General features: G+C 56.2%; 12 protein-coding genes. 2 read left to right on the forward strand and 10 right to left on the reverse strand.

All coding sequences use genetic code 11. The features are described from left to right. Positions 1–192 precede the first annotated feature (192 nt). Complete coding sequence (gene recQ, locus FX155_RS03815) at positions 193–2040, forward strand: DNA helicase RecQ (RefSeq protein WP_154487824.1); 1848 nt, start codon at positions 193–195, stop codon at positions 2038–2040. 12 nt (positions 2041–2052) lie between these two features. On the opposite strand, the gene FX155_RS03820 is transcribed toward recQ, so the two are convergent. The 9 genes from FX155_RS03820 to gatC form a co-directional block, all read right to left on the reverse strand. Next, a complete protein-coding gene (locus tag FX155_RS03820; RefSeq protein ID WP_154487825.1) occupies positions 2053–2970 on the reverse strand; it encodes an AEC family transporter in 918 nt (305 codons plus the stop codon). A 16-nt stretch (positions 2971–2986) separates the two neighbouring features. Further along, on the reverse strand, positions 2987–3166 hold the full coding sequence (locus tag FX155_RS03825) for a hypothetical protein (protein ID WP_154487826.1): 180 nt from the start codon (positions 3164–3166) through the stop codon (positions 2987–2989). A 295-nt stretch (positions 3167–3461) separates the two neighbouring features. Further along, entirely contained in the window at positions 3462–4700 is a 1239-nt protein-coding gene (locus FX155_RS03830; RefSeq protein ID WP_154487823.1) for a Glu/Leu/Phe/Val family dehydrogenase, read from the reverse strand. Between the two features lie 188 nt (positions 4701–4888). After that, the gene (locus FX155_RS03835; protein ID WP_154487827.1) at positions 4889–6097 is read right to left on the reverse strand and encodes an HD domain-containing protein; all 1209 of its coding nucleotides are present in this window, start codon (positions 6095–6097) and stop codon (positions 4889–4891) included. Between the two features lie 16 nt (positions 6098–6113). Beyond that, positions 6114–7007 carry an epoxyqueuosine reductase gene (locus FX155_RS03840; RefSeq protein WP_154487828.1) on the reverse strand — a complete coding sequence of 298 codons (894 nt, stop codon included), beginning with the start codon at positions 7005–7007 and terminating at the stop codon, positions 6114–6116. Between the two features lie 45 nt (positions 7008–7052). Then, positions 7053–8363: an SGNH/GDSL hydrolase family protein gene (locus FX155_RS03845; protein ID WP_022487631.1), complete on the reverse strand. Its 1311-nt coding sequence runs from the start codon at positions 8361–8363 to the stop codon at positions 7053–7055. A 167-nt stretch (positions 8364–8530) separates the two neighbouring features. Next, positions 8531–9979, reverse strand: a complete 1449-nt coding sequence (gene gatB, locus FX155_RS03850) for an Asp-tRNA(Asn)/Glu-tRNA(Gln) amidotransferase subunit GatB (RefSeq protein WP_022487632.1) — start codon at positions 9977–9979, stop codon at positions 8531–8533. Continuing rightward, the gene (gene gatA / locus FX155_RS03855) at positions 9979–11445 is read right to left on the reverse strand and encodes an Asp-tRNA(Asn)/Glu-tRNA(Gln) amidotransferase subunit GatA (RefSeq protein ID WP_279127896.1); all 1467 of its coding nucleotides are present in this window, start codon (positions 11443–11445) and stop codon (positions 9979–9981) included. The genes gatB and gatA overlap by 1 nt, the downstream gene beginning before the upstream one ends. Before the next feature lie 14 nt (positions 11446–11459). Beyond that, positions 11460–11747, reverse strand: coding sequence for an Asp-tRNA(Asn)/Glu-tRNA(Gln) amidotransferase subunit GatC (gatC, locus tag FX155_RS03860; RefSeq protein WP_022487634.1), 288 nt, complete (start codon positions 11745–11747; stop codon positions 11460–11462). A gap of 233 nt (positions 11748–11980) precedes the next feature. On the opposite strand from gatC, the gene FX155_RS03865 reads away from it, so the two are divergent. Next, entirely contained in the window at positions 11981–13120 is a 1140-nt protein-coding gene (locus FX155_RS03865) for a trans-sulfuration enzyme family protein (protein ID WP_022487635.1), read from the forward strand. A gap of 33 nt (positions 13121–13153) precedes the next feature. On the opposite strand, the gene FX155_RS03870 is transcribed toward FX155_RS03865, so the two are convergent. Then, positions 13154–14224, reverse strand: coding sequence for a tartrate dehydrogenase (locus FX155_RS03870; protein ID WP_022487636.1), 1071 nt, complete (start codon positions 14222–14224; stop codon positions 13154–13156). Positions 14225–14304: the final 80 nt, after the last annotated feature.

A 14304-nucleotide genomic window follows, 5' to 3' on the forward strand; every position in this document is an offset into this window, starting at 1 on the left:
CGCCTCCTAAAAATAGTATCTAGTGAACCCTTTACGATTTGTATTATAGCACGATTCAGAAATAACTGTTTATTTTTTTGTATTTTGTATACAATTCATCGTCCATGAGGTGTCCTTGCTTTTTTCTGGAGTTTTCGTTATGATTGAAACAAACAGCCGTTTGATTTTTTCTGAAGGAGGCCTTTTCCCAGCATGGACAAACTATCTGCACTGAAAAAGTATTTTGGATACACTTCCTTCCGCCCCGGTCAGGAATCCCTGATCGATGCCCTGCTCCAGGGCCGGGACGTGCTGGGCATCATGCCCACCGGCGCCGGCAAATCCCTGTGCTACCAGATCCCCGCCCTGCTGCTCCCCGGGATCACCCTGGTGATTTCTCCCCTGATCTCCCTGATGCAGGACCAGGTCCAGGCTCTGGAAACCGCCGGGATCCAGGCCGCTTACATCAACAGTTCCCTGTCCGGACGGGAATTCTACGCCACCCTGGACCAGGCCCGGGCCGGTGCCTACAAGCTGATCTACGTGGCCCCGGAACGGCTGGAGACGGAACTGTTCCGGGATTTCGCCAAAGAGGCTGCCATTTCCATGGTGGCAGTGGACGAAGCTCACTGTATTTCCCAGTGGGGACAGGATTTCCGGCCCAGCTACACCCGGATCCTGGATTTCCTGGAATTCCTGCCGAAAAGACCGGTGGTGGGAGCCTTTACCGCCACGGCCACGGAGCAGGTCCGGGATGACATCCTCCAGAGCCTGGAACTGCAGGATCCCCAGATCCTGGTCACCGGCTTCGACCGGAGCAATCTGTATTTCGGGGTGGAACATCCCCGGAACAAGGACGCCTGGGTGCTCCGGTATCTGAAGGATCATCCGGAAGACAGCGGCATCATCTACTGTTCCACCCGGAAGAACGTGGATGAACTGTGCGACCGGCTCCGGCTGGAAGGGATCCCGGCTGCCCGGTACCATGCAGGGATGAGCCAGGAGGAGCGCCAGAAGGCCCAGGAGGATTTCCAGTACGACAGGGCCCCGGTGATCATCGCCACCAACGCCTTCGGCATGGGCATCGACAAGTCCAACGTGCGCTTCGTACTCCACTACAACATGCCCTCCAGTCTGGAAAACTACTACCAGGAAGCGGGCCGGGCCGGCCGGGACGGAGAGCCCTCGGAATGCATCCTGCTGTTCTCTCCCCAGGATGTGGTGATCCAGAAATTCCTCCTGGAACACAAGGAGCAGAATGAAGTGCTGGAAGAAGTGGAAGAAGCCAATCTCCGGAAGCTCTATGCCATGGAGCATTACTGCCGGACCACCAGCTGCCTCCGCCAGACCCTCCTCCACTACTTTGGGGAAGATGCTCCGGCCCGGTGCAATCACTGTTCCACCTGCAACGGAGACTATGAAGAGGTGGACATGACGGAAGAGACCAAGAGCATCGTAAAATGCATCCATGAGGCCCGGCGGCCCTACGGCATCACCCTGATTGCCAACGCCCTGGCCGGCAGCCGGTCCACCCGGGTGGAAGAAACCGGACTTTCCCGGCTGCGGATGTTCGGAGCCCTCCACCAGCATTCCCTGAAGGAAATCAAGGAAATGATCCAGAACCTGCTGGACCAGGGCTACCTGCTGATCACCCGGGACAAGTACCCGGTGCTGAAGATCTCCAAAAAGATCTGGGAACTCCAGGACGATTCCATCCGGGTGCTGCTGCGGAAAGAAGCCGGGACCCAGGATGGGGGTTCCGGCCCCCGGAAAAAGAAGAAGGTCCAGCCGGAGCTGGACCTGCCGGAAGGGTTCACCCAGGAAATGGGGGCCCAACTGTTCACCCGGCTCCGGGCCCTCCGGAAACAGCTGGCGGAACAGGCTATGGTGCCGCCTTTTGTGGTATTCGGAGACCGGACTCTCCGGGACATGTGCCGGCAGCTGCCCCGGACCCATGAACAATTTCTCCAGGTCATGGGCGTGGGCCAGAACAAGGACGAAAAATACGGAGACGCCTTCCTGGAAGCCATCAATGGGTTCTGTGAAGAGAAAGGGGTGTAACGGAATCTGCTTTTATCCTATGGCATAGCACCAGCATGGTATGGTCACCATGGAAAGCAGTGTGGAGAGAATGACCAGCTGAGTGGCAAAGGGCGCATCACTGTCATAACGGGCTGCAAATATGGCCGCTGTTGCCGGAGCCGGCATCCCTGTCATGACTACGGATACCCCCATGCCCACCGGGTCCATTCCGCCCAAAACATGGCACACACCCAAAGCCATCAGTGGAAGCAGTCCCAGACGGAACACACTGTACAGCACGCTTTTTCGGTTTACCAGGGTAGAAGCAGGCACATCTGCCAGAATCGTTCCCACCAGGAACATGGTCAGAGCCGAATTGCAGCTGCCGATGTACCCGATGGTCATAACCAGGAACCGGGGCAGCTGCAGATGACAGACCATACAGCTCATTCCCAGATAAATAGCCACAAGGCAGGGATGGGTCAGGACTTTCTTCAGGGTTTCCTTTTTGTCCACCTTCTGTTCCATGAAATAGGACGTTCCCACCGACCACATGATGAGCCGCATGGGAATCAGGAATACGGAGGCATACAGGAGACCCAGCGGACCATATACCCCTTCCGCCACCGGATTCCCCAGGAACCCGCCATTGGAAGCTATGGTGCAGTACTGGAGCACTTTTTTCTGTCCTTCCGGAAAGCGGTTGAAGAGGACCCGGTTCAGTACCAGATAAATCCCCTGGATTACGAAAGCTGCCAGCAAAATCCGTCCGCAGATGCCCAGTACATTTTCTCCCAAAGGCGCCAGGCAGGACTTCAGGATGTTGCAGGGAATCACCACATTGACACATAGATCTGTCAGACAACGTTTCCCTTCCTGATCCAGGATTCCCTTTTTCTTCAGCAGAAGGCCGGTGAGGATCAGCAGGAACAGGGTAATCTGCAGATTGGCCAATCTGAATATATCCATAGACTTTCCATCTCCCTCACCGGGTCTCCAAAGCCGGTCTGCCTTTCAGGTTCTTTTCCACACCTGCTCCTGCCGCCTGATTCCTGCGGACAACGGATTTTCCCTTTTGAAAAAGGAACCGGGCAGCCATCTTGCTCCGATACATTTCATCAAAGTCTTCCTCCAGCAGGCAATCCATTAAATGTCTTTTTTTCATGATTTTCTCCTTTCTTTCCATCGGTTTCTTGAATCCCATCCTTTATACCAGTTGTCTTTCTGTTGTTCTTCCTTTTCTTTATCTATACTATACTATTTAATAATACAGAATTCCAACTGTTATAATTAGTATTTTATACAGGTATTTTCCTGTTTTATGGAAAGAAGAAGGCTTCCTGCCATTCAGCATCTCCCGGTACAGCCCCTACGTCATGATAAACAAAACACCCCGGACAGCCACTGTCCGGGGTGTTTTGCTGTGCCGTCTGGGCACAAGCTCCGTTTGTAGGGTTCTATTAGATAATGCCTCTCAGTTTCAGAGGTTCTACCAGAGCGTTCAGAGCTACGATGTAGGCGCCTACACGCATGGTGGTGTTGTATTTCTTGGCTGCGTCATATACGTTGCCGAATGCCTTCACCATCATCTGTTCCTGTCTGTCGACGACTTCTTCTTCCGTCCAGAAGTATCTGTACAGGTTCTGTACCCATTCGAAGTAGGATACGGTTACGCCGCCGCCGTTGGCCAGCACGTCAGGCACTACAGGGATGCCTCTCTTTTCCAGGATGACGTCTGCTTCTGCATCGGTCGGCCCGTTGGCTGCTTCCACGATCATTTTTGCTTTGATCTTGTCAGCATTCTTGGCAGTGATCTGCAGTTCCAGAGCAGCCGGGATCAGTACGGTTACATCCTGTTCCAGCACTTCTTCGTTGCTGATCGGGGTAGCGCCAGGATACCCTTTAATCACGCCGCCGTTGTTCTTGGCATATTCTTCCACTTTGTACGGATCGAAGCCGTTGGCATCATAGATCCCGCCGCTGATATCGCTCAGAGCTACGATCTTCAGGCCTTTGTCGGCTGCGCATTTAGCGGTCCAGGAACCTACGTTGCCGAAGCCCTGGATAGCCAGAGTAGCGTCTTCCGGTTTAACTCCTTCTCTCTTCAGCAGTTCCAGAGTAGCGGTGATTACGCCACGGCCCGTTGCAGAGGTACGGCCCTGAGAACCGCCCATGCAGATGGCTTTCCCGGTGATGAAACCAGGAGCGAACTGGCAGTTGATCTTGGAGAATTCATCGCACATCCAGGCCATGATCTGGGCGTTGGTGTTCACGTCAGGAGCCGGGATATCTTTCTTTTCGCCGATTACCGGAGCAATCTTGTCGATGTACCCACGGGTGATCTTTTCCAGTTCAGTCTTGGATACTTTCCGGGGATCCACAATGATGCCGCCTTTGCCGCCGCCGTAAGGCAGACCAGCGATGGCGCATTTGGTGGTCATCCAGAAGCCCAGGGTCTTTACTTCATCCATGGATACGTTCTGATGGTACCGTACGCCGCCTTTGGCAGGCCCAAGCACGGTGCTGTTCTGAGAACGGTAGCCGGTGAATACTTCCACGTGGCCATCATCCATCTTTACAGGGATGCTGACTTCCAGGGTCCGTTCAGGCTGGGAGATGACTGCCTCAGCGTTGGGATCCAGATTGATCAGCTTACTAGCCTTTTCCATAGGAATCTTTGCCATTTCAAACAAACTCATTTGTAACGCCTCCTAAAAATAGTATCTAGTGAACCCTTACAATGCTTATTATAGCACCTTTCAGAAAATATGGAATCGTTTTTTGTATTTTGTATACAAATTTATTTTGAGGAAAAATTCCTGCAATTCATCGTATTCTTATTGCATATATAAGAAATGTGTGCTGCACATAACGTGCAGCACACATTTCACCGGAACTGCTCATAGATCTTCCCGAAATCGACGCCGCCGATGATTTTTCCCTGGTAGGCCCGGGGAAGTTCTTCCACCACCCCTGCCAGATGGGAGGAGGTGATGCCGCACTGGATGCTGAGCCAGGCTTCCATAAAGGCCGCCAGATGGTCGCAGCCCTTGAGCACCCGGCCGTCCACCGGGCTGTACTCATCCCGGTTGTATGCTTCCGGGATATCCCCCGCCAGCAGCCGGACCTTTCCCTTTTCCCGGATCCTGTTATCGAATTCATGGACGGTGAAATTCAGGATATCCTCATGCCAGGCGGCCGGCAGGAGGGGCAGCAGGATTTCTTCCATCTGCCGCTGTTCGATGTCCTTGATCAGTTCGTCCAGGCCTTCGATGGACCTTTTGATGGGAGAAATAATGTCCCGGGTGAGCACTTCCGGCAGGTCATGCCACAGGCCGCCCAGGAAATCGTTCACCAGCCGTCCCTTGCAGGCCCCCATGGACAGGGCGCAGAAGTACCCCATGATGGCCACCACCAGCACGTGGCCCATGACGGAAGTTTCCGGCACCCGGGGAGACTGGGACCAGCGCTTCTGGAACCGGAGCTTGCCGATAAGATCCACGAACTTCCGGGTCTTCCCGTTCATGGCGATTTTCTGGACCCCTGCCAGGTTGTAATGGTCTTCGATGTTGTCGGCGATCCGCTCCCTGATTTCCTCCACTCCGAAAATCCCCTGGTTCATCCGGTAGATGATCCGGAACTCCCATTCCGTGGCCAGGTAGTGGGCGGCCCGGATCAGCTGTTTCTCCAAAGGATGGCTGTCTCCGTCCAGATAGGCCTCCATCTTGGCCATAAAGAGACTGCCGGCCAGAGACGGCACCCGCCGTACCAGTTCCTTGTACACCCACTGGTTCAGCCGGGCGCCGCTTTTTTCCATCAGCTCGTGGAACACCGGGGGCTTGATGTCCGTGAGCACCACCCGGTGGAGGAATTCGAAGATGCCCCCTTCCACCAGCACCTGCCAGTCCAGGCTGGCTCCATGGTCCTGTTCCTCATACCGGGCCAGCACATAGAGGATCATCATCTTGTGAGCCTGTTTGTCCAGTTCCGTAAAGCCCTGGGGCCGGATATAATCGTTCCACCGCTGGATGTAGGCCGCTTCAAAGACAAACTGGATCAGATCCCGGGGCAGCGGGATGGTCTGGATATTTGCCATAGGACACCTCCTGTGTTCACTGACTTTCCTGTTGTTCCTTTTCCTTTTGTTCCACCAGTTCCAGGTTCCGGAGCAGGAGCTTTTTCCCCCGCCAGGCAAAGGCATAGGATCCGTACCGTTCCCGGAACTGCCGGTTGGTCAGGTTTTCCAGATCCTGCCGGTCCAGCCGGAGCAGACGGTCCCGGCGGAATTCTGTCAGAGGGGTTTCCGGCACCTGCTGGTTGTGGGGGCAGACCCGCTGGCATTCATCACAGCCGAAGATCAGGGGCGTTTCCCGGAGGACAGCCTGTTCTGATTCGGTCAGTTCTCCTTTTTTCTGGGTCAGGTAGGATTTGCAGGTCCGGTAGGTGTAGGTCCCTCCCTGGAAACACTGTCCGGGACAGACCCGGGCACAGGCCCCGCAGTGGCGGCAGCTCCGTTCCAGAGGCCGGTCCGGCTCCAGAGGCTGGGTGGTGAGCACTGCCCCGATGAAGCACCAGGAACCCCAGGTGTCGTTAATGAGGCAGCCGTTGTCCCCCAGAAATCCCAGTCCGGCCTGGACCGCCAGGTCCCGTTCCGCCAGAGGGGAGGTATCCACAATGGCCAGCTGCCGGCTGCCAGGGGCCTGGCCTTCCATCCAGCCGGCGATTTTCTCCAGATACTCCCGGACCACCGGATGGTAATCCGGGATCTGGCAGTAACAGGACAGATTGCTGCCGGATGACGGTTCCAACCGGTAGGGAAAAAGGATCACCACGGCTCCCCGGCAGCCCGGGAGCTGAGTGGTAAGATCATACCGTTCCAGTCCCTTCCCCGCCGCCAGGGGACACACCTCCGGAAAAGGATCGGGCACCGGCAGATGGCTGGGAGCCACGCCCACTTCCGTCAGGCCCAGTTCCCGGCAGAATGCCTTCAATGCCTTTTTATCCATGGTCCGCCCCCTTTTTCTGGTTTACAGGGTCATTATATCATACCCTTACAAAAACTCCCTTACCTGGTCACTGATCACCTGGCCCATGATCCGTTTCATGGGCACGTCTCCATGGAGACCGTCCAGGGCCATTTCCGTAGGCAGCTCCGGACCCATGGCTTCAAAAGGCGCCGCCACATCGATGTGGGGCTGGGTGCGGATGTACGCGTTCACCTTCCGGAAAGCTTCCTGCCAGTGGCTGTCCGTAGGCTCGTCAAAAGCCTTTTCGATGTTTCCCGGGTTGATGGGTGCCAGGGTCAGGAGCACCGGGGTGATGCCGTTTTCCCGACACATAGCCTGGATCTTCCGGAGATCGGCGATCACCTCTTCCGGTTCCGTCCCATTCCGGAGGCTGTTGCTGCCTCCCATGATCAGAAGGGTCTTCAGATGGAAAGGCAGCACATCCCGTTCAAACCGTTCCACCATCATTTCACTGGTGTCCCCGCTTTCCGACAGGTTCACTGTAGGCACAGAGATGTAATGGGCATAGCTGTATTCCAGGTCCGAGGGGCTGAAGGACAGCCGGCCCCCTCCATGGGAAATGCTGTCTCCGAAGATGCCCACCTGGACCCGATCCGTTGGTTCCAGTTCCACTTTTTCCGGCAGGCTCCATTCCCCCACCGGCCGGCCCTTGCCGTCCATCCCCCGGACCCGCCAGTAATAAGTGCCGATCCGGGGTTCCTTGTCGTACAGGTCCGTCAGTTCCGTAGTTTCTGCATAGACCCGGTGCCGGGAAGGCAGGATGCCCCCCATTTTTTCCGGCAGCTGGTCCAGCACTTCCACTTCGTACTGGCTGGCCCCCGGAAGACTTGTATAGGAATACACCGGATACAGGATCCGGGAACCGGGCTGGTCCCTCTTCATGGGACGGGGCACCGGTGCATCACGCAGGTTCCGTTCCAGGGTGTTCTGGAGCTCTGCCGGCTGGGAATAGCCTCCCAGGGGATTCCCGTCCAGGTTGTAGGCCCGGACCCGCCAGAAAAGAGGCAGCTCTCCATCCAGATCCGGCAGCTTCTCTTCATCCAGCAGGATCCGGTTGGTGTAGATTTCAGCATCCCGGTACAGGACTTCTTCTACCGAATGTTCCGGATCCAGTTCCTCAGGGATCTGGGAGAAGATCTCCAGCTCGTACCGGACGGCCTGGAGATCCTGGGGCCACTGGAGGAACCCCAGCCGGGGCCCTCCTGTCATATAGCGCTGGATGTACCGGGGCATCCGGTGCTGGACGGCATTGTCCAGCTGCCCCAGGAACAGTCCCGGCAGCAGCGCCCCCACCAGCAGCCAGCGCCACCGGCGTCTTTCCGTATGCTGCAGCATCTTTCTCCCTCCCTGTTGTTATTGTATTCCTAATCATAACAGTTCCCCATGAAAAAGGAAGATCAAAGGTGTGAAATTTGTGGTAAAAAAAGAGCCGGTGCCTAAGCACCAGCTCTTTTTGTCAGCTGACCGTTGACGGTACTGTTGCTTCCGCAACGGCGCCTCTGTCATTCACCCTTAATGGTCTTGATGATCAGTTTGTTTACCATGCCCGGGTTGGCTTTGCCCCGGGATTTCTTCATGACCTGGCCTACCAGGAAGCCGATGGCCTTGTCCTTGCCGGCCTTGTAGTCGGCTACAGACTGGGGATTGGCAGCAATGGCCTCATCCACCATGGCCTGGATGGCTCCTTCGTCGCTGACCTGTTCCAGGCCCAGCTTCTTCACCAGATCGGCAGGAGCTTCGTCCTTTTTCAGCATTTCTGCAAAGACCTTCTTGGCCAGTTTGCTGGACAGCACGCCCTTTTTGATCAGGGCCACCATCTGTCCCAGATGAGCCGGGGACACGGGGAATTCCCCGATGCCGCAGTTGTTGCTGTTCAGGTACGCGGACACATCCCCCAGGATCCAGTTGGCCACGCCTTTGGCGTCGTCGGTTTCCTTGGCGGCTGCATCGAAGTACTCAGCCATCTTCTTGTCAGCCACGATCAGTTCTGCAGAATAGTCATCCAGCCCTTTTTCGTTCATGAGACGGGCTTTCCGGGCATCCGGCAGTTCCGGCAGTTCGCTCTTGGCCTTTTCCACCCATTCTTTTTCGATGATGATGGGAGCCAGGTCCGGTTCCGGGAAATACCGGTAATCGTGGGCTTCTTCCTTGGACCGCATGGAGAAGGTCATCCCCTGGGCATCGTCCCAGGTACGGGTTTCCTGGACCACATGGCCCCCGTCTTCCAGAATTTCCTTCTGCCGTTCCACTTCGTATTCAATGGCTCTTTCCAGGGCCTTGAAGGAGTTCAGGTTCTTGATTTCCGCCCGGGTGCCGAATTCCTTGGCCCCTACGGGCATAATGGAAATGTTGGCATCGCAGCGCATGGAGCCTTCCTGCATCTTGCCGTCGCAGACCCCGGTGTACTGGAGGTAGGCCCGGAGTTTTTCCATGTAGGCACGGGCTTCCGCCGCAGACCGCATGTCCGGTTCGGACACGATTTCGATCAGAGGCACCCCGGCCCGGTTGTAGTCCACTGCAGAGAAATCAGAGGTGCTGATGGAAGCACCGGAATGGACCAGTTTCCCGGCGTCTTCTTCCATATGGATCCGGGTGATGCCGATCCGTTTGGTTTCCCCGTCCACGTTCACGTCCAGGTGCCCGTTCAGGGCAATGGGCTGATAGAACTGGGAAATCTGGTAGGCTTTGGCCAGATCCGGATAGTAGTAGTTTTTCCGGTCGAATTTGCTGTAGCGCTGGATCTCGCAGTTCACAGCCAGAGCAAAGCGCAGGGCAAATTCCACCATCTGCTTGTTGATCACAGGCAGAGCCCCGGGCATGCCCAGACAAACCGGGCATACATGGGTGTTGGGGGCACCGCCGAATTCCGTGGAGCAGGAGCAGAAAGCCTTGGTCTTGGTTTTCAGTTCCGCATGGACTTCCAGACCGATTACGGTAGTATATTCTGTCATTATTTCCGACCTCCCAGAGGTGCCACGGCTTTATGGAAATCCGTAGCCTGTTCAAAGGTATAAGCTGCCCGCAGCAGGGTCTCTTCGCCCAGAGCCTTGCCGATGAGCTGGGCCCCTACCGGCATGTTGTCCACAAAGCCGCAGGGGATGGAAATGCCGGGCAGGCCGGCCATGTTCACCGGAATGGTGGTTACGTCCAGCATGTAGACGGTCAGAGGATCCATCTTGGCATCCAGAGGATAAGCCACCACCGGGGAGGTGGGAGTCAGCAGCAGATCGCATTTTTCGAAGGCGTTGGCAAAGTCCTGACGGATCAGGGTCCGGACCTGCATGGCCTTGTTGTAATAGGCATCATAGTACCCGGAGCTGAGCACGTAGGTCCCCAGCATGATCCGGCGGCGGACTTCCTTGCCGAAGCCTTCCGTACGGGTCTTGCGCATCATTTCCGGAGCGCTTTCCGCAGCCATTTCCCGGAAGCCGTACCGGACACCGTCGAAACGGCCCAGGTTGGCGGAGGCTTCTGCCGGAGCGATGATGTAATAGGTGATTACGGCATATTCCGTATGAGGCAGGGACACTTCGATCACATGGGCACCCAGTTCTTCGAACTTCTTGGCAGCCAGCTTGATCTGGGCAGCCACTTTGGGGTCCGTGCCTTCCCCGAAGTATTCCTTGGGCAGGCCGATGGTCAGGTCCTTCACATCCTGGCGCAGAGCCTTGGTGTAGTCAGGGACCGGTGCATCATAGGAGGTGGAATCATGGGCATCCAGGCCGCTGATGGTGTTCAGCACCAGGGCGGCGTCGGTGACGTCACGGGCAATGGGCCCCACCTGGTCCAGGGAGGAGGCGAAAGCCACACAGCCGTACCGGGAAACCCGGCCGTAGGTGGGTTTCAGCCCTACGCAGCCGTTGAAGAAAGCCGGCTGCCGGATGGAACCGCCGGTATCAGAGCCCAGGGACCAAATGGCTTCCCCGGCTGCAATGCTGGCAGCGCTGCCGCCGGAAGAACCGCCGGGCACCCGGGACAGATCCCAGGGGTTGTGAGTGATCTGGAAATGGGAGGTTTCCGTGGTGGACCCCATGGCGAATTCATCCATGTTGGTCTTGCCCAGGAAAATGGTTTCGTCCTTCCGCAGGTTTTCGATGACGTGGGCATCGTATACCGGCACGAAGTTTTCCAGGATCTTGGAGGCGCAGGTCATCCGGACACCCTTTACGCTGATGTTGTCCTTGATGGCGCCGGGGATCCCGGCCAGGGGTTTGATGGTCTCGCCGTCGGCGATCATCTTGTCCACTTTGGCTGCCTGGGCCAGGGCATTTTCCTTGTCCAAGGTAATATAGGCCTTGACCTGGTCTTCCACTTCGTCGATCCGGTCATAGACCGCTTTGGTCAGTTCCACGGAGCTGATTTCTTTCTTCACCAGCTTGTCATGGAGCTCATGTGCAGTTTCACTGTATAAAGCCACTGTTCTGCCTCCTCTTATTCGATAACCCGGGGAACTTTGAAGCCGCCTTCATATTCCTCCGGAGCATTCTTCATGGCGTCCTCGTGGGACAGGCTCTCAACAGGAACGTCTTCCCGCAGCACATTGCTGATGGGAAGCACATAGGGAGAAGGTTCGATTCCCTTGGTATCCACTTTCTTTAAGATTTCAGCATAATTCAAAATCTGGTTGAACTGCTCAACAAACTTGTCCATTTCATCGTCCGGAACATTTAACCGGCACAGATTTGCGATATGCTTTACATCATTGACTGTAACGCTCATTTTTTCACCGCCTATCGAAAATCTATTCCAGCAGGGCAGTCAGGGCCCGCCGGAACCAGTTTTACTAAAAGATTATATCACAGTCCCATCATTTAGAAAACCATTTTGCCCGTCTTTCCCTGTCTCCATGCCCGTTCCGGCCCCTTGACAAAATTTCCGGGAACAGGTAATGTATTCCTATATAAATAGTATGCATTATTGGCACCCTGTGCCCTGCAAGGAGGAAAAAAATCATGAAATTCACCACTGCCTGTATCCACGGAGGCGGCCCCAACGATGCCACCGGCGCCGTCTCTCCGGCTCTGTATCTCACATCCACTTTTGCCCATCCCGGCCTGGGGAAATCCACCGGCTGGGCCTATACCCGGGAATCCAACCCCACCCACGCCAGACTGGAAAAAGTCCTGTCCACCCTGGAAGGGGGCACCGATGCCCTGTGCTTTTCCTCCGGCATGGCAGCCATTGATGCGGTGATGCGGCTTTTTGCCCCGGGAGACCACCTGATCACCGGTTTCGACCTGTACGGCGGGTCCTTCCGGCTGTTCCGGACCACCTATGAGCCCCTGGGCCTGACCTTCACCGCCGTCCACACCAGTGATCTGAAGGCCGTGGAAGAGGCCATCACCCCCGCCACCAAAGCCATCTATCTGGAAACTCCCACCAACCCCACCATGGAAATCACGGACCTGGAAGCCATCAGCGAACTGGCCCACAAACACGGGATCCTGGTGATTGTGGACAATACCTTCCTGTCCCCCTATTTCCAGCGGCCTCTGACCCTGGGAGCGGATATTGTGGTCCACAGCGGCACCAAGTACCTGGCCGGCCACAATGACTCCCTGGCAGGGTTTGCCGTCAGCCGGGAAGCGGAGGTGGCCGCCCGGCTCCGGACCATCTACAAGACCACCGGGGCCGTGCTCAGCGTCTTCGATGCCTGGCTCCTGCTCCGGAGCCTGAAGACCCTGCCGGTGCGGATGAAACAGCACCAGGAAAATGCCCTGTACCTGGCCCAGTGGCTGCGGGAACAGCCCCTGGTGGAAAAGGTGCTGTATCCCGGCCTGCCGGACCACCCGGGCTATGAAATCCAGAAGAAACAGGCCAACGGATTCGGAGGGATGATTTCCTTCTATGTGAAATCCCCGGAAGCCGCCAAGACCATCCTGGAAAAGATCCATCTGATTCAGTTCGCGGAAAGCCTGGGAGGCACCGAAAGCCTGCTCACCTATCCCATTACCCAGACCCATGCGGACCTGACCCCGGAAGAAGCGGAAGAAAAGGGCATCACCCACACCCTGCTCCGGTTCTCCGTAGGCCTGGAAGACAAAGAAGACCTGCGGGACGACCTGGCCCAGGCCTTCGAGCAATGTAAATAACAAAAGAGCTGCCGCGACGCGGCAGCTCTTTTGTTATTTTTCCAACAGCCGTACAGCTTCATCTCCCACTTCCTGGGTGGTGGCGGTGCCGCCCATGTCCGGAGTCAGGACTTTCTTTTCCACCATCATGGTCTCGATGATGTCAATCAGCTTCCGGCCCCAGTCCTTGTGGCCGAAGAAGTCCAGCATCTGGCTGGCGGACCATATGGAGGCCAGAGGGTTCGCCTTGCCCTGGCCGGCAATATCCGGAGCACTGCCGTGGATGGGTTCGAACATGGAAGGATATTTCCGTTCCGGGTTCAGGTTGGCACCGGCGGCCAGGCCCATGCCGCCGGAAATGGCGGCTCCCAGGTCCGTCAGGATGTCCCCGAACAGGTTGGAGCACACAATGATCCCGTACCGTTTGGGATCCTTCACCATGAACATGCTGGCCGCATCCACCAGGTAGGAATGGGTTTCCACATCGGGATAGTCCTTCCCCACTTCCGCAAAGATCTGGTCCCAGAACACCATGGAATAGTTCAGGGCATTCCCTTTGGAAATGCTGGTGAGGGATCTGTGTTCCTTCCGGGCCAGGTCATAGGCGTACCGGATGATCCGTTCCGTGCCGAACCGGGAGAACACGCTGTCCTGGATCACCACTTCCCGGGGCGTGTCCTTGTACAGCCAGGCACCGGCCCCGGCATATTCCCCTTCGCTGTTTTCCCGGACGAACACCATGTCGATGTCTTCCCGTTTCACTCCCGCCAGAGGGCAGGGAGCCCCTTTCAGCAGTTTCACCGGCCGCAGGTTCACATACTCATCGAAGCTCTTCCGGATCTTGATCAGAAGTCCCCGGAGAGAAATATGGTCCGGCACCCCGGGATAACCCACAGCCCCCAAATAGATGGCGTCAAAATGGGACAATTGTTCGATCCCGTCTTCCGGCATCATTTCCCCGTGTTCCAGGTAGTACTGGCAGCCCCAGGGGAAACAGGTGAAGTCAAAGCCAAAGGAACCGTCCAGTTCCGCTGTCCGTTTCAATACCTTGATGCCTTCCGCCAGCACTTCCGGCCCGATGCCGTCGCCGCCGATCACTGCGATTTTGTAGATTTTCTTTTCCATTGCTGTTCCTTCTTTCTTCCAGAATCCAAAAAGCCATGGACGGACCCGCCCTTTTCATGCTATTACTATAATACAAAAGT

Source organism: Acidaminococcus fermentans (assembly GCF_009696675.1).
GTDB lineage: Bacteria > Bacillota > Negativicutes > Acidaminococcales > Acidaminococcaceae > Acidaminococcus.